A 22,033-nucleotide genomic window follows, 5' to 3' on the forward strand; every position below is an offset into this window, starting at 1 on the left:
GTTTCATCTGACGAAAAATTTGACGACGCATCTGTCGCACAATCTTTGTGCGGTATTGCCTTGGCAAACCTATCATAACACATCAGTTTTTCAAATACGATAATTCTGAGCGATTCACATATTTTTTACAATTGCAGCAGCAACCGATCGATCTCTGCTCGTTCTGCCAGGCCCTCCGAGAAAGTCGTAGCTCCGCCGGCGGCAGTGCCCAGCTTGAGGGCATCGGTATAATCTCCGGTTTCCAGACCGGCAAGAAAACCGGCAAGCATAGAGTCGCCGGCTCCCACAGAATTTTTCACAGTGCCCTGACACACCCCGCAGATATGGCAGATGCCGGCTTCGTCCAGCAGCAGTGCCCCCTGTTCCGCCATGGAAACCAGCACATTTCGGGCACCCATTTCCTGCAATTTTCGGGCATAGGCTTCGATCTCACTGTGACTGTGCAGCGTAACTCCGAACAGTTCTCCCAGTTCGTAATGGTTGGGCTTGATGAGAAACGGCTGGTATTGCAGCACGTTTTTCAGGAGGTCTTTGGTGGCATCGACTACAGTTCGAATTTGTTTCCCTTTCAGATGTGCCAGAATCTTTTCGTAGGTGTCCGACGGCATCGTACTGGGAATGCTGCCAGCCAGCACAATGGTGTCCCCGTCCCGCAGCTTGTCCAGTTTCCGGAACAGTTCCGCGACTGCTTCTGCCCCGATGACAGGTCCCTGCCCGTTCAGTTCTGTTTCTTCTCCGGACTTGATCTTGACATTGATGCGGGAAAAGCCCTCCTGCAAATGCACAAAATCGGTGGCAATGCCCTTTGCCTGCACACCCTTTTCAATTGCCGCACCGGTAAATCCTGCCACAAAGCCCAGTGCACGGGATTCCAGCCCCAATTCTTTCAGCACCATTGACACGTTGATGCCCTTTCCGCCGTAGTAGATCTCCTCTGTATGAGAACGGTTGACCATACCCACCTGCATGGCATCGGTATGCACCACATAGTCAATTGCCGGATTAAAAGTCACTGTATAGATCATCGACCAAACCTCCTGAATGCATCGGGCAACACGGCAGCAGGTTCGCCTACCGACGCATTTTACGCACAAGCTTTGTGCAGTGCTGCCCCAAATATGTTCACACAAATGTTTCGGCAATACCGCACAAAGATTGTGCGGTATTGCCTTTCCTTTATTGTACCACACCTTTTTATAGATTGCAAGCCTGTCATGGCAGCAATTCGCAATGCTGTCTGATATATATTGCACAATTTTTTCTGCGGTTGAGAAAAAAATTTTTTCGGTTTACAGTTACTTCAAAAAGCGTTGCGGAAATCTTTTCAAGCCGGACTTGACAGAGTGAAAAAAGCATGCTATACTAAATCCGGTATCTGTTAGAAGATACTAACTACCATTCTACGGAAAGGAATCGTTTCCAGCATGAAGCATCTGCACCTATGGGCAATCGGACTTGCCGGACTGCTCTGCCTGACGGGCTGCACCAGTACGGCATCTTCGGACAGCACTTCCGCATCAACAGACACAGCGGCAGACAGCACAGACAGTTCTGCCGCGGACGCAGTCTACGAAGATACGCAGGAATTTATGGGCACTTATATCATGGTTCGCACCTACGGGGAACACGCCCAGGCCGGTGCAGAAGCTGCCTTTGCCCGTGCCAAGGAACTGGAACAGGTCTTTTCCAACACCATTGCGGATTCCGAAGTCAACAAGGTCAATGGGGCGGCAAAAGCTGCTGTGGGAACAGAGATCCCTATTTCCGCAGACCTGGGAAATGTGCTGTATGCGGCTTTGGAATACGGCGAAAAAAGCGGCGGCATGCTGGACTGTACCATTGGCGACCTGATCGACCTGTGGGGCATCGGCACCGACCACGCTGCCATTCCCGCAAACGACCGCATACAGGCACTGCTCCGACCGGAGGGCTGGAGCGATGTCCGCTATGATGTACAGAGCAGTTCCCTCTCCTTTTCCAGTGATGCCGTTACACTGAACTTCGGTGCAGTGGCAAAGGGGTATATCTCCGATGAAATGAAAAAGGTGCTGGAAGAAGAAGGTGTCACCTCTGCCCTGATGAGTCTGGGCGGAAACGTCATGACGCTGGGCACCAAGCCCGACGGCAGCAGCTGGACAGTTGCCATTACGGATCCGTTCTCGCCGGAAAGCTTAATGGGTTCCGTCACCGTCACCGGACAGGCTGTTGTCACTTCCGGCAACTATGAAAAATATTTCGAGGAAAACGGGAAACGCTATCATCATATTCTGGATCCCTGCACCGGTGCCCCGTCGGAATCTGACGTGGTCAGCACCACCATTATTGCAGACAAAGGCATTGACTGTGATGCACTTTCCACTGCCACATTTCTCATGGGGGCAGATGCCGGCATGCAGCTCATCGATTCGCTGGACGGCATTGAAGCGGTCTTCATTCAGTCGGACGGCTCTGTTGTCACCTCGAAGCACATCGACAAGTATCAGTTACAGGTAAACAATTCATGAAAAAAACGCTGATTCTCATTGGCATTACTGTTGTACTGCTGGGCGGCGGGATTCTGGGCAGCTTGTATGTCATGCACCACAAGCAGCCGGAAAAAATCGCCCGCATCTATCAGCAGGACAACTTATTATATGAAATCGACCTTTCCACGGTCAAGAAATCCTACACACTCACCATTGACGGGGAAAACGGTGCGGAAAATGTCATTCTGGTGGAACCAAACCAGATCTCCATGCAGTCTGCCACCTGCCCCGATCACCTTTGTGTCAAGCAGGGAGCGATCTCGGACGGCATTCTGCCCATCGTCTGTCTGCCGAACCACATTCGCATTTCCATTGCATCTGACGAGGAGGGGTCTTACGATGTCCAAGTCCGTTAAGCATCTGGTCATGCTTGCCCTCTTTACCACAATGGCTCTGACGATCTTTGTGGTGGAGGCACAGATTCCGGTGCCGGTTCCCATTCCGGGGGTAAAGCTGGGACTTGCCAACGTCATTACCCTGATCGTGCTGGTGGTCTACCGCCCGCGAGATGCCTTTGCGGTACTGGTACTGCGGATCCTGCTGGGTTCCATATTCACCGGTACGCCGGTGTCGTTGCTCTATTCCCTCACCGGCGGAATCCTCTGTTTTCTCGGCATGGCACTGCTCTGCAAGCTGCTGCAAAAAAAGCACCTGTGGTTCATCAGCATTGTCGGTGCCGTGCTCCACAACGTAGGACAGATTCTTGCGGCAATTGCGGCGATGCAGTCGGTACAGGTCATTGCCTACTTCCCGTTCCTGCTGGTGGCGGGATGCATTACCGGTTTCTTCACCGGCATTGCGGCAGACCGTGTCATTCACTTTTTGCCGAAATCCATTTTTCCGAAGCCGGCAGAGAAACCTGCCAAAAACGGAAAGCACTCATAAACTGGAATTTTCGATTCCAGTTATTTCTTATTTGTTAAGTTAGTTTAAACTAATTAGTTGCAGCTAATTGCAAATCCTATTGGGTAGTGTATCCTGCAAAATTGCAGGATTTGCTATAAGGCAATACCATGCAGCGTTTTTTGCGGTATTGCCATAAATTGTGCTGCTTATCGCAATGCAGCACGGAAGAAAATTCAGGAGGTTACTATGCGAGAGATCAACTGGAAAAAGTTTGTCGGTGCAGCGTCTGCCGCTGTACTGGCAGCTACACAGGTCGCTCCGGCGATCACGGCGTATGCCGAAGAAGCAGGCACTACAGATTATGTGTACTGTGCCGCATCTCTGACTTGGGCAGAGTATTGGGAGAATGAAGGCGTTTATCTGGACAGTGCCGCAGACGGCAACTGGGAGGCTTCTTCTGCTGATGCCGATTCCCACGGAGAAACCGACTTGGGTGCATATGATGCAGTCACCCGTGCCACCAGCAACCACGGTCTGCACCGCGGCAGCTATCAGTGCACCGTAAAGGTATTTGATACCGAAGGAAACAGCTACGACTATACCGGCAGGGGACAGAACGAATCTGTCGATGTGGTCAGCAACAGAGATGCTGGTACCACAACCGTTATGGTAGACGGAAAAGCGGCTGGTGCATACGACCACTCTGTGATCGTGGGACCGAAATATGTTCCGGTTGCTGTTCCGGCAGCAGATTATGAGGACTTCAAGAAAGCCTATAAGGTCTATGAAAACGGGACAGAAGTCAAGGGCGGCTATACCGAAAAGAATCTGGTCAATATCGACGAAGAAATTCAGGTAGATGCCAACACTTCCGGCATCAAGGTAGCAGAAAAACAGGAGGACGGCACATTCCAGTTCTCCAAGCGTTCCACCTCTGAAACACCGGATGGAAAAGTGGTAGACAAGGACGCGGTAGAGATCAGCGAAGTCCAGCACGATTCCGGCTACGGTGACTTTATCCGCGTGGACATCAACGGAGATTACGGCGATCTGGGTGCTCATATGTACGCAGTCCGCTGGGATTACTACGGCGATGGTGACACCGTTCTGGCTACCTACGGCACCAAGTTTGCCGCAGACAACTGGATGCACAAGTCCATGGGCATTCAGCTTGGTCTGACCAAGAGCGACCGCTGCCAGCTGCCGGAGGGTACTGACGGCTACGGCAGATGGGACGTTACGGTTTATGCTACCGGTTATCAGGACTTTACATTCACAGTGGACAACGAACCGGAACAGTATGTTTACGGTACTATGAATCTCCCGTATGCAGATTACTATTACGGTGAACTGGGCAACAAGACAGATACCACTGACGGTAAGATTTCTTATGATGCAGATCTGGCTGGCAATGCCGGCATGCGTGCAGAGGGCACTTATGATGCAGTGACCTCTGCAACAAGGAAAAAGTGGAACAGCATGTTTGCAGACACCACGTATTCTTCCGAAGCTGATGAAAATGGAGGCGGCAAGATTCTGGGCGTTTCCGGTGTAGAAGTGGCAATCGAACAGAGCCTGTACGACCAGCTGACTGCTGACGCAAAGGACAGCAAGACTTCCGGCGTACTGGGCAGCCTGTTTGCAGGCTTCACCCCGAACGAAGATCAGACCGTTGTTCCGGCAGCATACAAACAGCTGTTCGCAGACGGCACCCTGTCCGCAACCATTACCGCAGAACCGGAAGTTGACCTGACCAACGTCACGCCGACTCTCAAAACCGACAGCAAGTACGGTGACTATCAGCTGAACATGGACGGTCTGGATCTGGGCGAAGGCAATCTGGTTTACGGCGTGATCGTCAAGACAAAGACCGGCAACTATGGTATGCTCCAGCTGGAAAACATCTGGCAGGGCGGCTCTAAACTGGCATGGTCTGCCGGCTTCAAGACCACAGAAGTACACGGAAACAGCCTGCGTTCTACTCCGTATGCTGCAACCTCCGGTGACACCATTGTGGAGATCAGCTATCTGACCAGCAAGGGCGAATACAGCGTACACCTCGCAGACGGACTGTATCTGCCGAAGAAGCACAACGGTACTGTCACCGCAGAAAGCGTTGCAGTTGCTGCCGGCAGCATTCCGGTAACGCTGGCAGACCTGCCGGAAGATTTCTCCGCAGCGGTTTCCGCAGACACGCTGACTGGTGCTGCTTATGCAGACGGCAAGATGACCTTTGATGCCAAGAGCGTTCTGCCGGGCAGCTATACCATTACCGTTTCGGATGAATCCGGCGTATATGCACCGTTCTCTACCAGCGTGATCCTGACCACCGATGCAATGCCTGCTGCATATGATGCAGAAAAGGGTGCTGTTGTTGCTGCAAAGGGTGCTGCCGCAGACGATCTGGCTGCATATCTGAAGAATGTTTCCAAGGTCACTGTAAACGATACCACATATGAAGCCACCGGCAAACGCGGTGTCAAGATCATTGACCCGACCACCGGCGAAATTCATGCAGATGCAGAAACCCGTGACGGTGCAGTCTTTACAAAGTCCGGCACATACAAGCTGACTGTGGAAGCAACTGGTTATACCACACCGCTGACTTTCGAAGTAGAAATCGAAGTGACAGACTCCAGAGCCGACGTAGATCTGGACGGCAGAGTGGATTCTACTGACGTCTTCTACATGATGCTGTACACCGCAAACATCTCCGCAGGCAACGCTGACTTTGTTCTGAGCGAAGACGCTGAAAAGAACAAGCAAATGATCGCAGCAGCCGATGTGGACGGCAACGGCAGCGTAGATTCTACCGATGCATTCTATGCCCTGTACTATGTGGCAAGCAAGGGTGCAGGCGTGAATGTGACTTGGGAAGACATTATCAAGTAAGACACCTACTTCATAAAATCCTCTGAATCATAAACAAAACCGGCTCTGTGTGGAAATCTCCGTGCAGAGCCGGTTTTGCTGTGCCTGCTTGTCACCAACCTTAGAACCTATTCCATATATGAAAAGCGGTCACACCGTCCTTGAAATGAGGACGTATGTAACCGCTTTGATACATTCATAGGGCAATACCGTACAAAGTCGCCAGATGCTCTTTGTGCGGTATTGCCATAGTAATTCCGCAAAATACCGCACGAATCAGATTCCCGCCAGAATCAGCACAGCAGCCAGTATCACTGCCCGCAGCACGGCAAACCAGATCTCGTTTCCGCGGAAGAACCGGAAGCCACTTTCTGCGTTTTTCTTAGGGCAGATTTCCAGACACTTCTGACACTGGAAGCAGTCCCCGTTTCCGTTCCAGCTGCCCTTTTCCGGCAGTTCCAGATCGGACGGACAGATCTTCTGACAGGCAGTACAGCCCTTTGCACAGTTCGCCTTTTGCCGGCGGACGGAAAAGAATGGCAGCACCGGCAGCATTGTAAAGACGGCTCCCATCGGACACAGGAACCGGCAGAAGAACCGTTCACAGAACACCATGCCCGCCAGAATCAGCACCAGCAGCACACAGCCCAGCCAGTAAGCACCTACCTTGAAGTTGCCGGAGCGAAGCATAGAGAACACGTCCCATGGGCTCCAGCCGGTGATCTCGCCATAAACGCCGGTAAAACACAGCAGCACAATGGCAAGAAGCACTGCGTACTTCAGGAACGACAGAGGCTTCTTCCAGCTTTTCTTCAGGAGAACGGGCTTCTTTTTGCACTTCTTACAGAGAAACAGATACAGAGCATGCACCGCATCTCCCAGTGTACCGAACGCACAGGCGTAGCCGCAGAAGAATCTGCCGAACACCACCGTATACGCACACAGTGCCAGCAGCACAGTGAGAAACGAACTCATCACCACGGGAGAGCCAGTGCCGATCTGTGTCAGAACGGACTTGATGCCGGAAAAGGCTGTGGTAAATGCCGAGGGCAGAAAGAGGAAGAACAACAGCTGAATGGCTGCCCGCACGTAGGCATGTACTTTTTTGGGAGTGAAAAACTTTTTATTCATGCTGCACCGCCTTTGCCTGCTCCAGTGCATCTTCCACAGCACCCAGAATGCCCCTGGAACTAAACGTTGCACCGCTGACGGTATCCACCTCTGCGGTCTGTTCGTCCAGCACCTCATCGATCACGCCCTGTGCAGCATCGAAATAGGCAGTGTCCTCTTTCTCGGCAGAAAGCACGGTACAGTCTGTGATCTGTCCGTGTTCGATCGTGACTTCCATTTTTACCGGTCCGCCGTAGCCCTGTGCCTCGCCGGTATAGGTTCCGTCTGCATAAGGAGAAGCCGGTGCCGCATTCTCCTCCGCAGCCTGAGCCTGCTGCTCTGCCAGCTTTTGTCTTGCGGCAGTTTCCTGCTCTTTCCGGTCATTCACCACGGCGTTATAGGTACATACCAGCGAAACCGCCAGCATGATGTTGATGATCTTTACTGCAAATACCTGCACAATTTCTCACGCCCCTTTCCTTGCCTGTTCCAGTGCATTTTCCACGGCACGGACGATCGCATCAGAGGAACAGGTGGCACCGGAAACGGCATCAATGCTGTCCGTCTGCTGCTTTTCCAGAATCTGTGCAATGGTGCCGGCGATTTTTTTGGTGCCGTCAGCGGCACGGGAAATATAGCGGTCGTTCAGCTTGTCGTATTCCGCACCGGAGCCATTGACATTGGAAATGCTGACGATCTGGTCATTCTCGATCTGCACTTTCAGCGACAGCACATATTCGGCAAAGTCCTCGTCAGCGTCCGGATAGCAATCCGCAGTTCCCTCATAAGTGCCGTTTTCATAAATGACCGGAACCGGCTCTGTTGTCGTTTCCGTGTTGGTCATACCGGTAACTGGTGTGGTGGTGGTTTCCGGCGGTGCCGTTATCACCGCAGTGGTCGTTGCAGGCTGTGCCGCCTGTTTTGCCGCTTCCAGAGCCTCCTGAATCGCCTCCAGAATACCCTCCGAACTGAACGTTGCACCGGAAACTGCATCCACATCAGTACTCTGCCGCTGGATCACCAGCGAGATCAGCGTTTCCGCACGCTTGAAAAACGCTTCATCGTCCTCATTGGAAACAACGTGGATCTTCTGAATGGTGCCGTTTTTCAAGGTCAGTTCAATTTTCGTGGTACCGCCATATCCCTCTCCGCTGCCGGTGTACACACCGTCCGGATAGGGGAATTTGCCGGTTTCCTGCGGCACTGCGGGAACTGTAGTTGCCGGCGGCTCTGTTTTCGCTGTGGGAACTGGTGTGGTTTCTGCCGGCACTTCTCCGGTTGCCGCATTTGCCAGTGCATTCCGCACCGCTTCGATCAAGCCGGCGGAACTATACGTTGCACCGGAAACTGCGTCCACATTGGTGCTCTGGGAAGCAATGATATTTTGCAGCAGTGCACAGGCATTTTGCAGATAGGGGCTGTCATCTTTGGAAGAAAGCACCTGAATATCCGTGATCTTCCCGCCGGAAACTGTGACCTGCACTGTCATCTGTCCGCCAAAGCCGGTACCCGTACCGGTATACACGCCGTCCCGATAGGCTGCCGGTTCTGCTATAGCTTCTACTGCGGGAGCATTTTCGCTGGTCTTGTTCTGGCTCTCGGAAGTCGCCAGAACCGGCAGAGCACTGTCAGAGGCACTGCTGCCGCCAGCCTTTTGCAACGCGTCCCGCACGGCAGAGATCAGCCCTACCGAACTATAAGTTGCACCGGAAACGGTATCCACGTTTGTGCTTTGCAGGGCAACGATCTGCTTGAGCAGTGCCGAAGCATTTTGCAGATAGGGAGAATCGTCTGTGGAGCTGACAACGGTAATATCCTTGATCTTTCCGCCCTCGATAACCACCTGCACCGTGATCGGTCCGGAAAATCCGGTGCCGGTACCGGTATAGGTGCCGTCCCGATAGGTACCGGATTCCGAAACCGGTGTGACTGCCGGAGCCGGTGCTTTTGTCGTCACCGCAGCAGTTTTTCGTTCCTTTCGCTTTTCCGTTGTCAGAGTGCCGGTCTGTGTTCCGGTTTCCGAACCGGCTGCGTCCAGCGACAGCACCGGTGCCGTATAATCCCCCAGCGAAACCGCAATACATACCGCCAGAACCGCTGTAGGCAAAAAGCCCAGAACCGGCAGAATTTTCTTGGGATTCTCCCATTTTTTCATCTTGTTTCAGCCTCCTGATTTGTTTCGATTGGAAGTTAGTTTGCTCTAATTAGTCTAGCATAACCAAGCGAAAAAATCAAGGAAAATTCTATGTATAAACTTTTGGGAATCCTGTGAATTCCCTGAAAACAGCACAAAAAACGGCTTGCGTTTTCACAAACACAAACCGTTTTTCACAAATACAGAACCGCACAGAATTTGCATAATAATGCTTATGCCTTTCCTGTATCTTCTTCTGTTGCACTGTTTTGTTTTTTCTCCAGCATGGGAGTCATGCTCCTGGCACAGATCGCCATGGTGGAAGCGTTATGCAGGAACGCCGAAGTCGTGGGAGCGATAATGCCGAACAAGCCCAGCAGCAGCAGCGACGAATTGAATCCGATGATAAACCGATAGTTCCGGTGAATTCTGGTCATCAGCTTTTCGCTCAATGTCCGCAGGGTCGCCAGTTCCGTCAGGTCAGCACCACGCAGGGTGATGTCTGCCGCTTCTCTGGCAATGTCCGAAGCATCACTCATGGCAACAGAAACATCTGCCGCCGCCAATGCCGGAGCATCGTTGATGCCGTCGCCCACCATAATAACGCGGTGCCCGTCGGCTTTCAGCTGTTCCACATAGCGGTGCTTGTCCTCCGGCAGCACCTGTGCAAAACACTTGGTGATTCCCAGCTTTGCTGCGGTCACCTCTGCCGCCTTCTGGCTGTCGCCGGTCAGCATCACAACATTTTCAATGCCTGCTTTTTTCAGCAGGCCAATTGCTTCCCCGGCTTCTGCACGGGGCGGATCTGAAATGCACAACACGCCGGAAAGTTTCCCGCCAATTGCCAGATAGACCACCGAGCAGCCGCCGGACTGTGCTTCAATTGCCGCCTGCTGTTCTGCTGTGATCTCCACATGTTCATCTTCTGAAACAAAGTGGTGACTGCCGATAATGGCACGTTTTCCGTGAAGCGTGGTGGCAATGCCGTGTGCCACGATATACTGCACTTCGGCATGTTCTTCCTGATGATTCAGACCGCGGTCTGCCGCACCCTTCACAATGGCACGGGCAACACTGTGAGGGAAATGCTCCTCGATGCAGGCTGCAATTCGCAGAATCTCGTCTTCGCTGTAATCACTGAACGAGATCGCCCGTTCCAGAACCGGTTCGGCATTGGTCAGTGTACCGGTTTTGTCAAATACCACGCTGTCCGCTTCGGCGAAAGCCTCCAGATATTTGCCGCCCTTAACGGTAATATCATGGTCTGCGGCTTCCCGAATTGCCGAGATCACAGAGATCGGCGTGGACAGCTTGATGGCACAGGAATAATCCACCATCAGAATCGACACTGCCTTGGTGATATTCCGTGTCAGCAGCAGTGTCAGACCAAATCCCAAGAAGCTGAACGGCACAATGCGGTCTGCCAGATTTTCGGCACGGCTCTGCACGCCGGCTTTCAGATTTTCGGAATTGTCGATCAGTTCAATGATCTTCTGGATTTTGGTATTGCCGCTAAGAGCACGTACCTGTACATGAATACTGCCCTCATCAACAACCGTTCCGGCAAATACGGTAGAGCCCTTCGCCTTGCGAACGCTCAGCGGCTCTCCGGTCATGGAAGCTTCGTTGATGTTGGCTTCGCCGGAAGTGACAGTGCCGTCTACCGGAATCACACTGCCGGTGCGGACACAGATCACATCGCCCACCTGCAGCTCTGCCATGGGAATCAGGACCTCTGTGCCTTCCTGCACCAGCCACACCTTGTCCGTCTTTACGGCAAGGCTGTCCGTCAGGGCTGCCTTGGTCTTGGCTCTGGTGTAGTCCTCCAACAGTGCCGAAATCGACAGCATGAACATAATTGTTCCTGCCGTCTTGAAATTCCGCTGCAACAGGCACGCACTGACAGAGGCACCGTCCAGCACATCTACATTCAGATGTCCCTCCAGCAGTGTCTTGACTGCACGCCACGCATAGCGGATTCCCTTGAACAAGATCACCGCATTTGCAATGGGAGCCGGCAGCAGAGCATTTTGGAGATACCGCTTTGCCACCAGCTTTACCAAATCGGTCTTAAAGTCCGAATCGATCCGTTCCGAACAGGTGTCCGGTCCCAGCGGTGCCAGCAGTCTGGTGTCCAGTGCCGCAACTGTACGGATCACCTTCTGGCGTGCTCCTGCTTCATAATATACCAGAATACCGCCGTTTTCTGCATGGGCTTCTGCCTTTTTGACAGCGGCAGATTCCAGCAGCTGCTTTTGCACGGCAGTTTCCAGTTCCTTGTCGAATGCATACGCACCGCAGCGGAACCGAATCCGCCCCGGCTTGTCATAAACAATCTGAAACTTCATTATGCATCAGCTTCTTCGCATGCGTCTGTGTCGTTGATACCTGCCTGTTCCTTGGCATCGCAGCAAATATCCTGTGCTTCGTCCTTCATATTCTGGAAGGCAGCCTTTGCATCATTCTGCAGCTTCATGCCCTTTGCCAGACCGGAAACAGCCAGCTGACGGGTCTTCTTTGCAGTGACGATCTTCTTGCCGATCACCATTGCAACAGCACCGCCGACAACACACCACAGTTTTTCATTCTTAAAGCATTTCAACATTGTAAAGACTCCTTTTTGATCAATTTCAGCTTGAAAATGCATTTCGCTTCTCAAACTCTATACCTAGTATACACCTAGACTTTACAATTGTCAATCACTTCGAAGGAAATATTTTGTAAGAAAAATCAGTTTGTTTTTTGTGAAGATTACATATGTATTATGAATTTCAGATAGTTCAAGCAAACTAACTATGTAAAAACTATAGACAGCTAACCCAAAAGTCACAAACATTCTGAAGTGTTTCACGAATTTTTGCGGCATGTTGTTAAAAGCATGTAAAACGCATTCAAGGCAATACCGTGCAAAGTCGCCAGACGCTCTTTGTACGGTATTGCCCTTGGTATATTTCCAGACATGCCTGCATATACTGTGCATGAGGTGATCTTTGTGGCATTTTCCAATTTGCAGACACTGCTGCGGCAGAGCAGTTCTTCCAGACAGTTTCTGTTGTCCCTGCCGGTGGGAATTCAGCTGCGGCTACACGAACGCAGTCAATTTATCCACACCCAACAGGAACTCCGGCGGCATGCGGCATTTTTGCAGCAAGTCCAAAGGCTTTATTCAGTGTTGCCCTAAGATATGAGCAGGCTATAAAAAATCCCTGTCCGTTGTGCAAGCGGACAGGGATTCCTTTTTGAAAAATTTTAATAGGGGGTGTTGACACTATAATGATATGCGAATTTTGTGAGGTGATTTTTCTCCGTTCTAGGCAAAAATTCGCAGGCGTGCTTTCGCACGGCAAGGATTTTTAACGACGAACGGGGAAAAATCACCCCAAAAGACACGTGTCAGGCTTAGTGTCAACACACCCTAAATTATCAGGTACAGTGGCGGAAGTTCTTGTCGGTGCAAAGTCTTGCAGCCACCAAGCCCATCGGCAATGCCATAACGATCAGAATCGCTTTGGTCAGCCAGAGAGAGCCGTCGCCGATCTCATTCAGCCCGATATAGTAGATACCACGGTACATATACAAGCCCGGAACCATGATGACGATTGCCGGTACAGTCAGGGAAATTCGCGGATAACCAATCTTTTTCTTGACGATCGATGCCACACAGCCGGTGAAGAATGCTCCGATAAATGCAGCAATGCCTACCGGGAAATGTGCCAGATCGATCAGTTCCAGACGGAGCGTGTTGGCAAACATGCCGATCAGTCCCGCTGTCATTGCCATTTTCCGCGGGCTGTTGAACATCAGAGAGAAGCCATATACCCCGAAAAAGCTGGTGATGATTCGCAAAATAATCATCATGCCGGTGTCAATTTGCAGAGCCACAAAGTCTGCCGGCTGGAAGCGACAGACCAGAGCCGTCACCCAACCAGTCATGGTCGCAGTGAGGATAATCAGCAGAGCGTATGTGATCCGCTCCAGACCGGAACGAATATCCAGCTTGGCAAGGTCGATACCGCCGGTAATCAACGGGAATCCAGGGATCACGAACAGCATTGCACAGATATAGCCCGCCTGATGCACTTTCGACACGCCGAAAATGGTCTGTGCCAGCAGAATGGTCAGCACGTATGTGACACAGGAAGCCGCTACGCTGACAGCAACATTTCCCAGCAGGGAAATCTTTTTTTGCAGCATCAGCTTTCGCACAAAGTTTCCCACGCCTGCACCAAAAAAGGCACAGATCATTTCCATAGGACCGCCGCCCAGCAAAAAGGTAAATGCACAGCACGCAATTGCGGATGCCAGTCCCAGATTCCAAGCCTTATAATTCGCCGGCTTTTTCTGAATTTCGTCCAACACCAGATGAATCTGCTTGACGGAGATCTGCGTTGCCATTTCCGGAAATTCCCGCATAAAGGCTTCCAGAGCATTCAGCTTATCCGTATTCACGCCGGTAGTCGGCAGTGCGATCGAATGGGTATATGTGCCGCTTTCCTCATAGCAAGTGAACTCAATGGACAGCAGACCAATATCTGCCGTACAGGAAATGCCCAGCGTTCTGGCAACCTCATTCATCGAATTCCGCACACGCCACGCACCGGTTCCCACCGAAAGCATCATCTGTCCGATTCTGCCCACCAGCGTCGCCTTTTCCTTTAAGGTCGCCTCAGTCGAAGGCACGCTGTCATCATCCTTGACAATGTGCTTCCAGTGGATCGTCATGTGCTGTTTGTTAATACTCCCCATGCACTTTGTTCCTCCTCTTTTTTCATGCAGCACCGCAAAAGTCATTCAGCAGACTTTCTACAGTAGTTTTTCAAAGGCAATACCGCACAAAGCCTTGTTTCTGCCGCTCCAACACAACAGCCGCCCGTTTTTGTCGGTGGGCGGCTGTTTTTTTTCCATTGCAGAATACCCTATTTATTATAGTAAACTCATTTTGCAGTGTCAAGATTTTTTTCGTGAACACAGGACAGCGGGGAACAGATTTTTTGCACAGTTTTTGTAGAATTTTGGGCAGATTGTAATTTCCGGAAAACAAAAAAGCAGTTTCAAAAACTTGAAACTGCTTTTCATTCTGGCGGACAGGGAGGGATTCGAACCCTCGATACGCTATTAACGTATACACGAGTTCCAGTCGTGCGCCTTAGACCAGCTCAACCACCTGTCCATTTATAGTGCTTCCTGCGATTTGAGGAAGTGGTGCGAGTGACGGGACTTGAACCCGTACGCCGAAGCACACGCCCCTCAAACGTGCCTGTCTGCCAATTCCAGCACACTCGCTTCATGTTTTTTCATGTGTCGCATTCAGCTTTATTATTATAGCAGAAAAACAAGCCCTTGTCAACACTTGAAATCGCTTATTTTGTTTATTTTTCGTAAATATAGCGTGAATCCTGGCGAAAACAGCATTTTTCTACTGCACATGCAAAAAGGCAGACCCTGCCGGAGTGTTCCGCACAGAGTCTGCCTATGAAATCTTTTTTTGCCGATCACAGCATCTTTGCCACGTCTTCTGCGATCTGCTCTGCGGTCAGGCGGTTTTCCCGCAGGACTTCCTGTGCATCATAGCGATCCAGAAATTCCTTTTTCAGACCATAGCACCTGGTCTTTACTGCGGAGTCGCCGTAGAACCGTGCAATCTTTTCACCGAAGCCGCCGTCCAGCACGCCGTCCTCCAGCGTAATGACTGCCTTGTGACTGGATTTCAGCTGTTCCAGCAGTTCGGTGTCCTGTCCGGTGATATAATACGGATTGATGACCGTCGGCGTGATGCCGGTCTTTTCCTGAATCTTTTCCGCAGCAGCAACGCCCAGCGAATAGAACGAGCCCAGTGCCAGAATTGCCACATCGCTGCCCTGCTGTGTCACCTCGTACCGGTTCAGCTGACTGAAATCCTTGGTCACAGCCTTGCCGTCGGAAACATACTGTGCCGGCACACGGATTGCCACAGGGTGTTCCGTCTGATCCAGTGCCCAGTCCAGCATTGCACGGTATTCCTCTACAGTGACCGGTGCAAGATATACCAGATTGGGGATATTAGAAATCATTGGAATATCGTAGATACCCAGATGCGTCACATCATTCATGCCAAAAACAGAAGCGGCGAAAACCGCAATGGTAACAGCATTCTTGTTGATGCAGATGTCCTGCGACAGCTGGTCGTAGGTACGCTGGAGGAAGGAACTGTACACGCCCCAGAACGGCTTGCCGCCGTTTTTCGCAATACCGGAAGCCATTGCTGCAGCCTGCTCCTCTGCAATGCCCACGTCAACAAACTGCTTGCCAGCCTTTTCCCGAATCTCCGGCGTGAATCCGAACACCGCCGGCGTTGCGGAAGTGATCGCACAGACGCTGGGATCTGCTGCCATTTTTTCCTGCAAATAGTTTGCTGTAAATGTGCCGTAGTCGCCGTCACCGTCAAAGGAACCGGTGGGTTTTCCGGTTGCCGGATCAAACGGCATGCACCAGTGCCACTGCTCCTTGTGCTGCTCTGCCAGTTCATAGCCCTTGCCCTTTTGGGTAACGATGTGCACAGCCACCGGCCTGGTGCTGTCCTTGACCTGCCGGAATGCGGCGATCAGGGACGAAATATCGTTGCCGTCTTTCACAAACACATAGTCCAGACCCATGGCACGGAACAGATTACACTCTGCCTTGCCGTCAGTATCCCGCAGCAGCTTCAGATTCCGGTACAAGCCGCCGTGATTTTCCGCAATGGACATATCATTGTCATTGACAACAATAATAAAGTTGGTGTCCATTTCGCCGGCAAAGTCCAAACCTTCCAGTGCCTCGCCGCCGCTGAGGGAGCCGTCACCGATCACCGCAATGACATTGCCGGTTCCGCCGTTCAGATCCCGTGCCTTTGCCAGACCGCTTGCAAGGCTAATCGAAGTGGACGTATGCCCTACGTTAAAGAAATCGTGTTCGCTCTCCTCCGGATTGGTATAGCCGGAAACGTCGTCAAAGTGTTCTTCATACAGATAGGCATCTTTTCTGCCGGTCAGCATCTTGTGCGGATAGCTCTGATGAGAAACGTCGTAGACGATTTGATCCTTCGGGGAATCGAATACATAATGCATGGCAATGGTCGCTTCCACCATGCCGAAATTCGGTCCGAAGTGACCGCCGTGCTTGCTCAGACGAAACAGCAGAGCCTTCCGCATTTCTGCTGCCAGTGCATGCATTTCGTCTATATTCAGTTTTTTTACATCTTCCGGTGCATTAATTTTTTCCAGATACATTATGATTCCTCCTGTTCGTGATTCTTGTGAAACGCTACGTTTCCTTTGCATTCCTGTTTATCCCATGTGAGTACGCCTGTCCGGACAGCTTCCTCATAGCGGCTGATCTTGTAGTTCAGCCGTTCCAGTGTCGTGTCGATCTGCTCCCGCTGTTCCAGCAGTGTTTCCCGCTGATCCAGCAGCAGCTGTAACCGTGCCGGAATGGTGTCATCGCCCTGCTGGCACAGCTTCACATACTCGATCATGACTTCCACCGGCAGTCCGGCATTTCGCATACAGAGGGCAAGCTCCACCCAGCCCAGATCTTCCGGCTGGTAGTTCCGGATACCGCTGAGGGTTCGGGTGACTTTGGGGATCATGCCCACCCGCTCATAATACCGCAGCGTATCCTGCGTGATATGATACTTTTCGCTAACTTCCTTAATGGTCAAGGGTTCTCACCTCCTGCAATTGTATTATAACACTTGGAGTTGGCTCCAAGTCAATAGCGCTGTGCCGGAATTTACATTTTGTCTACAAATACAAAAAAGCAGCATTGCAACCAACTCTGCAATGCTGCCTTTATAATACCACGTTGTCACTGCATCGAATCGATCTTCCACAGACCGTTGTCCAGCACAATTTGTACCGTCAGCGTATCCGCCGCACCGAAATTGTCGTACTGCATCGAAGCGGTAAACGAACTGTCTGTAGCACTGGAAATGGTCACCTGTTCCGGATCGATCCAGGTGAAGCCGCCACTGGTGGCATACTGTCTGCCGTAAAGTCCGCCGTTGGCATCGATGTACAGCGGCTGGTCTGTGCCGAGAATGGCAGCATAGCGGCTGTCGATCATCTTCTGTGTCAGAGAAGCTGTCATGTAGGCTTTCAGGTCGGCGGTGCTGCTGAACTGCGTTTTTATCACTCTTTCATAGGTCACGCCGGACTTTTTCGTCTGTATGGTATCGGTTTCATCTTTCGGCAGGTTGCCGCTGCCGATCTGGTCGATGTAGTTCAACGCCCCGAACAGTGTCTTTGCCACAGCCGCATATTCCGAGGTGTCTGCACCGGCTTCGGGAACTGTTGTCGTTTCCGCCGAAGTGGTTTCCGCTGCGGGCTCTGTGGTTTCGTCCGGTGCCGGAATGGTTTCCGCAGTTTCCGTTGCGGCTTCCGTTTCTGCGGCAGAAGTTTCTGCTGTTTCCTCGGTGCTGCTCTCTGCGGCGGATTCTTCCGGTGATGCAGTTGTGGTTTCGGCAGTGTCCGAAGAAGACAGCGACGGGATTTCCCCTTCTGTACAGCCAGAAAAGCCGGTCAGCACTGCTGCTGTCAGCATTGCCGCAATCCAAATCGTGTTACGCTTTTTTCTCATGATCGATTCCCTCTTTGGGAAAAACTACCGGCGAACCGGCAGTTTTCTTATGATGTTCTTTCAGTTTTTCATTCATCTGTTCAGCAGTTTTTTTATAGATCTGATAATTCAACGCCGATGTGAAGAAATACACTGCCGCACTCGTCAGGCACATTGCCAGAACTCCGACAACAGAAAGTTCGTACCAGCCGTACAGCCACCCGCATACCAGCACCCCCAGGGTAATCAACACATAGTGTACTACCAGCCGCAGCATGCCTTCCCACTTCTCCATGTCTTTCGGCGGCAGCACCAATTCTGTAACAGCACCTGCCAGCACGCCAATAGACAAAATTTCCGGCAGCACCATATAGGGAATCCAAAAGTGCAGGATCTCCCGATGTCCCGACAGACAGTAGACACCGTACCAGACAATGCAGGCGATCAAAGTACCTGTCGCAGATACCGTTGTAATGGAGAGAAACCGTTTGAATCTATTCTTCATCGCCGCACCTCACAACCCCAGCCGCTTTTTCACAGCGGAAACATACTGACGGGAGATCACGACTTTCTCCCCGTTTTGCAGGATCGCCTCAAACCGACCGCTGAACGACGGAGCAAACCGTTCCACCTTTGCCAGATTCAGAATCATCGACTTGGAAATGCGGATAAAATCCGTTCCGGCAAACCGCTGTTCCAGTTCGTAAAGTTTCTGCTTCAATTCCGACACCTCCGCTTTTTCATACGCATACACACGATTGTCCACAGACTCAAAATAAAACACCGATGACGGACAGAGCACACTCAGGCTCCCGTCCTCGTGATAGCACATCAGTTTCTCGTCCTCCGCCTGTATCACACGCAGCAGTTCCAGCACACGTTCTGAAAGCTGATTGACGCGAACGATCAGTTCTTCTTCTCCGCCCTCCGGCGGCTTTTCAATGACAACTCTCATGGCAGTCTTTGTTTCCTTTCCGCAATCCCGTGCACCAAAATGTAGCACCCCAGCAACAGCAGAATTGTCAGGCACAGAAGCAGGTACATTTCCGGAACTGCAACTGTTTTTCCCGCAAATTCAGGATCACAGTCCAGTGCTTTTTGTATGCCGCGAACCACTTCTTCCGGTACGCCCTCGCTCTGCATCTGCTGTAACACGCCGCCCATGGCGTGATTTCGCATCAATGCAGTGGCATAGGTGCTTGGCAAAAAGGAAAGCACCTTTTGCAGACCGGTTCCAAAGCCGGAGATCGGCATGTATGCCCCGCAAATGAAACCGTAGCCGGCACTGACAATAGTACCCACCGCCGAGATCTGCCCCTGTGTACTCAGGAAAAAGTGAATCAGTGAGGAAAGTGCCGTTCCGAACAGCACCAGAAGCACCACATCGCCGGCAAGCCGCAGCACGTCGCCCCACGTATAGAACCAGCCCACCGCATGGACGTAGCCCAGACACAGCCCGAACGCCGCAAGGCAGACGATCAGAGAAGATGCTACCGTTGCCAGAAAATAGCTGACTGGCAGCACTGCCGGCTTCAGCGGAGCGATCAGCAGGTCTTTCCGTGCACCGGTGATCTTGTCCTGCACCATCAGCATATTGGAACAGAACGGCACTGTCACGCAGCACACTGCCAGAATCGATGACAGCAGCTGTGCCCCTACTGCCCCGTCGATCACCTGCCTGGAAAGAGAAAAGCCTTCCGGAAATCCCGCAGAAAAGTTGTCCCGATAGACATTCCCCAGAAACGTCACATACAGCACCAGCAAAATCGCCGGCGTAATCAGCGAGGTGAAAAACATCGCCTTATCTTTAAAGTACAGCTTCACATTACGCAGAAACATAGCTTTCCACATTGCCGGCACCTCCCATGTTTTTTCCTGTTACAGCAAGAAAGACATCGTCCATTCTGCCCTTGATGATCTCGTAATCCGTGAACAATTCCGGCTGCTGCAAAATCAGCTGTGTGGCTGTGCGGGTATCCGGCACGGCAATTCGCAACGCTGCCCCGACTTTTTCATAAGGCAGTCCCAGTGCTGCCACCGCGGATTCCTCTGCGTGATACAGTGTAATCGTATCGCCGGTGTAGCGGTTTTTCAGTTCCAGCGGCGTTCCCTCTGCCAGAATTCTGCCCTCGTCCAGAATGACCACATGGTCTGCATCGGCAGCCTCCTCCATGTAGTGGGTGGTGAGAAATACCGTCATGTGCTTTTTCTTTCGCAGTTCCCCGATCACCCGCCAGACAGATTTTCTGGTTTGAGGATCCAGCCCTGTGGTGGGTTCGTCCAGAATCAGCAGCTGCGGCTGGTGAAAAATCGCCCGTGCAATGTCGATTCGCCGCCGCTGTCCGCCGGAGAGCTTCCCCACGCTTCGTTTCAGCAAAGGCTTCAGCTCCAGCAGTTCGTCCAGTTCTATCAGACGTTTCTGAAATGCCCTGCCGGTAATGCCGTAAAGTGCCGCACGGGTTTTCAGGTTGTCCAGCACCGAAAGCTGTTTATCCAGCACGGAATGCTGGAACACCACGCCAAGGCTCTGCCTGATCTGCGGCATGTCCTCCAGTGTATCCTTTCCCTGAATCCGCACGCTGCCGGCATCTTGCCGCAGCTGTCCGCACAGCATGGAAATGGTCGTGCTTTTTCCTGCCCCGTTGATGCCCAGAAACGCAAACAATTCCCCCTGTTTCACTTGCAGGGACAAGTCGTTCACTGCATGCACAGTTCCGAAGCTTTTTTGTAAATGTTGTATCTCGATGCAGTTTTCCATCTTCACCGCCGCCTTCCTTTGAGATTTGTTTCAGCTGGTTGTCTTGATTCAGTGTTTCCTTTATTATACTGTTTTTATAAAACAATTGCAAGAAAAAAACCGTAAGCGGCTTCGCAGACGGGGTAACATGCAAAAAGAGAGCACTGTGATTTCTCACGATGCTCTCTTTCTTAAAATGCTATTGTTGATTCTGCACAGATCTTGCCGACGGTTTCCTTATTTCTCCGACAGCGATTTCTGCTGGGATTTCACCTTTTCATCTTTCAGAATATACTGCGGTCTGCCCTTGACTTCAGAGTATGTCTTGGAAACATACAGACCGATCACGCCGTTGCAGAACATCGAGATGCCTGCAGTAAAGCAGAGAATACATGCCAGCGACGGCCAGCCTGCAACCTTGTCCCCGAACGCCAGTGTTTTCCAGATGATTACAAAGATCATGATAATGGCAATGGCACAGAACGCCAGTCCCAGAATTGCCGACAGTGCCAGCGGTGCTGTGGAAAATGCCAGTATGCCGTCAATGGCATAGACCAGCAGCCCCCAGAACGACCACTTGGTAGTGCCTGCTTCACGATTACGGTTTTCAAAGGGAATCCACTTGGTATTGAATCCGACCCATGCAAAAATGCCCTTGGAAAACCGGTTGTACTCCCGCAGAGACAGCACCGCATCGGTCATCTGGCGTGTCATCATGCGGAAATCTCTGGCTCCGTCCATGATGTTGACCTTGGAGATCTTCCGAATGACCTTGTAGAACATTCTCGCAAAGAACGACCGGATCTTCGATTCGCCCTTTCGGGAAACACGCCGCGAAGCCACACAGTCATAGTCGGTGGTTTGCAGAGTTTCGTACATCTCGATAATCAGTTCCGGCGGGTCCTGCAAATCGGCATCGATAATGACTACATAGTCACCGGAAGCCTTTTCCAGACCGGCAAACATCGCTGCCTCTTTCCCGAAGTTGCGGGAAAAGGACAGGTAGTTCACCCGCGGATTCTCGGCTTCCTGTTCCCGCAGGAACATCAGCGTCCGGTCTGCAGAGCCGTCGTCCACAAACAGATATTCCATTTCGACATTGTGCTTTGCGTGCATTACCTCATAGATCTTTTCAATTTCTTTCAGAAACAGCGGCAGCACTTCTTCTTCATTATGACACGGCACAATGATCGAAATCTTGTCTTGTTTTTGCATATATACACCTTCTTTTTCGGG

General features: G+C 51.6%; 20 protein-coding genes and 2 tRNA genes. 5 read left to right on the top strand and 17 right to left on the bottom strand.

The annotated features are described in order from the left end of the window. Window positions 1-125: 125 nt before the first annotated feature. Window positions 126-1,025 carry a 1-phosphofructokinase gene (gene pfkB, locus DXB92_RS04705; RefSeq protein ID WP_117732763.1) on the bottom strand — a complete coding sequence of 300 codons (900 nt, stop codon included), beginning with the start codon at window positions 1,023-1,025 and terminating at the stop codon, window positions 126-128. Between the two features lie 399 nt (window positions 1,026-1,424). Here pfkB and DXB92_RS04710 point away from each other — a divergent pair, with 399 nt between their 5' ends. The 4 genes from DXB92_RS04710 (at window position 1,425) to DXB92_RS04725 (ending at window position 6,263) form a co-directional block, all read left to right on the top strand. Beyond that, window positions 1,425-2,504, top strand: a complete 1,080-nt coding sequence (locus DXB92_RS04710) for an FAD:protein FMN transferase (protein WP_117732765.1) — start codon at window positions 1,425-1,427, stop codon at window positions 2,502-2,504. Next, window positions 2,501-2,881 (top strand): NusG domain II-containing protein, encoded by a 381-nt coding sequence (locus DXB92_RS04715; RefSeq protein WP_117732767.1) that lies wholly within the window; start codon window positions 2,501-2,503, stop codon window positions 2,879-2,881. The genes DXB92_RS04710 and DXB92_RS04715 overlap by 4 nt, the downstream gene beginning before the upstream one ends. Then, a complete protein-coding gene (locus DXB92_RS04720; protein WP_021681184.1) occupies window positions 2,865-3,410 on the top strand; it encodes a Gx transporter family protein in 546 nt (181 codons plus the stop codon). Before DXB92_RS04715 ends, DXB92_RS04720 begins: the two co-directional genes overlap by 17 nt. Before the next feature lie 207 nt (window positions 3,411-3,617). Further along, window positions 3,618-6,263 (top strand): penicillin-binding Tp47 domain C-containing protein, encoded by a 2,646-nt coding sequence (locus DXB92_RS04725; RefSeq protein ID WP_117732769.1) that lies wholly within the window; start codon window positions 3,618-3,620, stop codon window positions 6,261-6,263. Window positions 6,264-6,518: 255 nt separating this feature from the next. Here the strand turns inward: DXB92_RS04725 and DXB92_RS04730 are convergent, their stop codons facing one another. The 5 genes from DXB92_RS04730 to DXB92_RS04750 all read right to left on the bottom strand — a co-directional run bounded on the left by DXB92_RS04730 (window position 6,519) and on the right by DXB92_RS04750 (window position 12,091). Further along, window positions 6,519-7,373, bottom strand: a complete 855-nt coding sequence (locus DXB92_RS04730) for a 4Fe-4S binding protein (RefSeq protein WP_117732771.1) — start codon at window positions 7,371-7,373, stop codon at window positions 6,519-6,521. Next, window positions 7,366-7,812, bottom strand: coding sequence for an FMN-binding protein (locus DXB92_RS04735; protein ID WP_021681179.1), 447 nt, complete (start codon window positions 7,810-7,812; stop codon window positions 7,366-7,368). The genes DXB92_RS04730 and DXB92_RS04735 overlap by 8 nt, the downstream gene beginning before the upstream one ends. Window positions 7,813-7,818: 6 nt before the next feature. Continuing rightward, window positions 7,819-9,507, bottom strand: a complete 1,689-nt coding sequence (locus DXB92_RS04740) for an FMN-binding protein (RefSeq protein WP_117732773.1) — start codon at window positions 9,505-9,507, stop codon at window positions 7,819-7,821. A 212-nt stretch (window positions 9,508-9,719) separates the two neighbouring features. After that, on the bottom strand, window positions 9,720-11,834 hold the full coding sequence (locus tag DXB92_RS04745; protein WP_117732775.1) for a heavy metal translocating P-type ATPase: 2,115 nt from the start codon (window positions 11,832-11,834) through the stop codon (window positions 9,720-9,722). Beyond that, the gene (locus tag DXB92_RS04750; RefSeq protein WP_040646846.1) at window positions 11,834-12,091 is read right to left on the bottom strand and encodes a DUF1490 family protein; all 258 of its coding nucleotides are present in this window, start codon (window positions 12,089-12,091) and stop codon (window positions 11,834-11,836) included. The genes DXB92_RS04745 and DXB92_RS04750 overlap by 1 nt, the downstream gene beginning before the upstream one ends. 387 nt (window positions 12,092-12,478) lie before the next feature. Here DXB92_RS04750 and DXB92_RS04755 point away from each other — a divergent pair, with 387 nt between their 5' ends. After that, on the top strand, window positions 12,479-12,667 hold the full coding sequence (locus tag DXB92_RS04755) for a hypothetical protein (RefSeq protein ID WP_040646872.1): 189 nt from the start codon (window positions 12,479-12,481) through the stop codon (window positions 12,665-12,667). Between the two features lie 242 nt (window positions 12,668-12,909). Here DXB92_RS04755 and DXB92_RS04760 read toward each other — a convergent pair whose 3' ends face one another. The 11 genes from DXB92_RS04760 to DXB92_RS04810 all read right to left on the bottom strand — a co-directional run bounded on the left by DXB92_RS04760 (window position 12,910) and on the right by DXB92_RS04810 (window position 22,012). Further along, window positions 12,910-14,232, bottom strand: coding sequence for a threonine/serine exporter family protein (locus DXB92_RS04760; protein ID WP_021681172.1), 1,323 nt, complete (start codon window positions 14,230-14,232; stop codon window positions 12,910-12,912). Window positions 14,233-14,564: 332 nt separating this feature from the next. Then, a tRNA-Ser gene (locus DXB92_RS04765) sits at window positions 14,565-14,656 on the bottom strand. 30 nt (window positions 14,657-14,686) lie between these two features. Beyond that, window positions 14,687-14,769: transfer RNA gene (locus DXB92_RS04770), tRNA-Leu, on the bottom strand. Between the two features lie 209 nt (window positions 14,770-14,978). Next, on the bottom strand, window positions 14,979-16,733 hold the full coding sequence (locus DXB92_RS04775) for a 1-deoxy-D-xylulose-5-phosphate synthase (protein ID WP_117732779.1): 1,755 nt from the start codon (window positions 16,731-16,733) through the stop codon (window positions 14,979-14,981). Further along, window positions 16,733-17,164 carry a MerR family transcriptional regulator gene (locus tag DXB92_RS04780; RefSeq protein ID WP_117732781.1) on the bottom strand — a complete coding sequence of 144 codons (432 nt, stop codon included), beginning with the start codon at window positions 17,162-17,164 and terminating at the stop codon, window positions 16,733-16,735. The genes DXB92_RS04775 and DXB92_RS04780 overlap by 1 nt, the downstream gene beginning before the upstream one ends. A gap of 146 nt (window positions 17,165-17,310) precedes the next feature. After that, window positions 17,311-18,081, bottom strand: a complete 771-nt coding sequence (locus tag DXB92_RS04785) for a hypothetical protein (RefSeq protein WP_117732783.1) — start codon at window positions 18,079-18,081, stop codon at window positions 17,311-17,313. Further along, complete coding sequence (locus DXB92_RS04790) at window positions 18,065-18,565, bottom strand: DUF3021 domain-containing protein (RefSeq protein ID WP_117732785.1); 501 nt, start codon at window positions 18,563-18,565, stop codon at window positions 18,065-18,067. The genes DXB92_RS04785 and DXB92_RS04790 overlap by 17 nt, the downstream gene beginning before the upstream one ends. A gap of 9 nt (window positions 18,566-18,574) precedes the next feature. Further along, window positions 18,575-19,015: a LytTR family DNA-binding domain-containing protein gene (locus DXB92_RS04795; RefSeq protein WP_117732787.1), complete on the bottom strand. Its 441-nt coding sequence runs from the start codon at window positions 19,013-19,015 to the stop codon at window positions 18,575-18,577. Continuing rightward, window positions 19,012-19,911 carry an ABC transporter permease gene (locus DXB92_RS04800; RefSeq protein ID WP_117732789.1) on the bottom strand — a complete coding sequence of 300 codons (900 nt, stop codon included), beginning with the start codon at window positions 19,909-19,911 and terminating at the stop codon, window positions 19,012-19,014. Before DXB92_RS04800 ends, DXB92_RS04795 begins: the two co-directional genes overlap by 4 nt. Next, the gene (locus tag DXB92_RS04805) at window positions 19,886-20,818 is read right to left on the bottom strand and encodes an ABC transporter ATP-binding protein (protein ID WP_117732791.1); all 933 of its coding nucleotides are present in this window, start codon (window positions 20,816-20,818) and stop codon (window positions 19,886-19,888) included. The genes DXB92_RS04800 and DXB92_RS04805 overlap by 26 nt, the downstream gene beginning before the upstream one ends. 216 nt (window positions 20,819-21,034) lie before the next feature. Then, window positions 21,035-22,012, bottom strand: a complete 978-nt coding sequence (locus tag DXB92_RS04810) for a glycosyltransferase family 2 protein (RefSeq protein ID WP_021681160.1) — start codon at window positions 22,010-22,012, stop codon at window positions 21,035-21,037. Window positions 22,013-22,033 lie beyond the last annotated feature (21 nt).

The sequence above is a fragment of the Ruminococcus sp. OM06-36AC genome (assembly GCF_003438725.1).
Taxonomy (GTDB): Bacteria; Bacillota; Clostridia; order Oscillospirales; family Ruminococcaceae; genus Ruminococcus_C; species Ruminococcus_C callidus.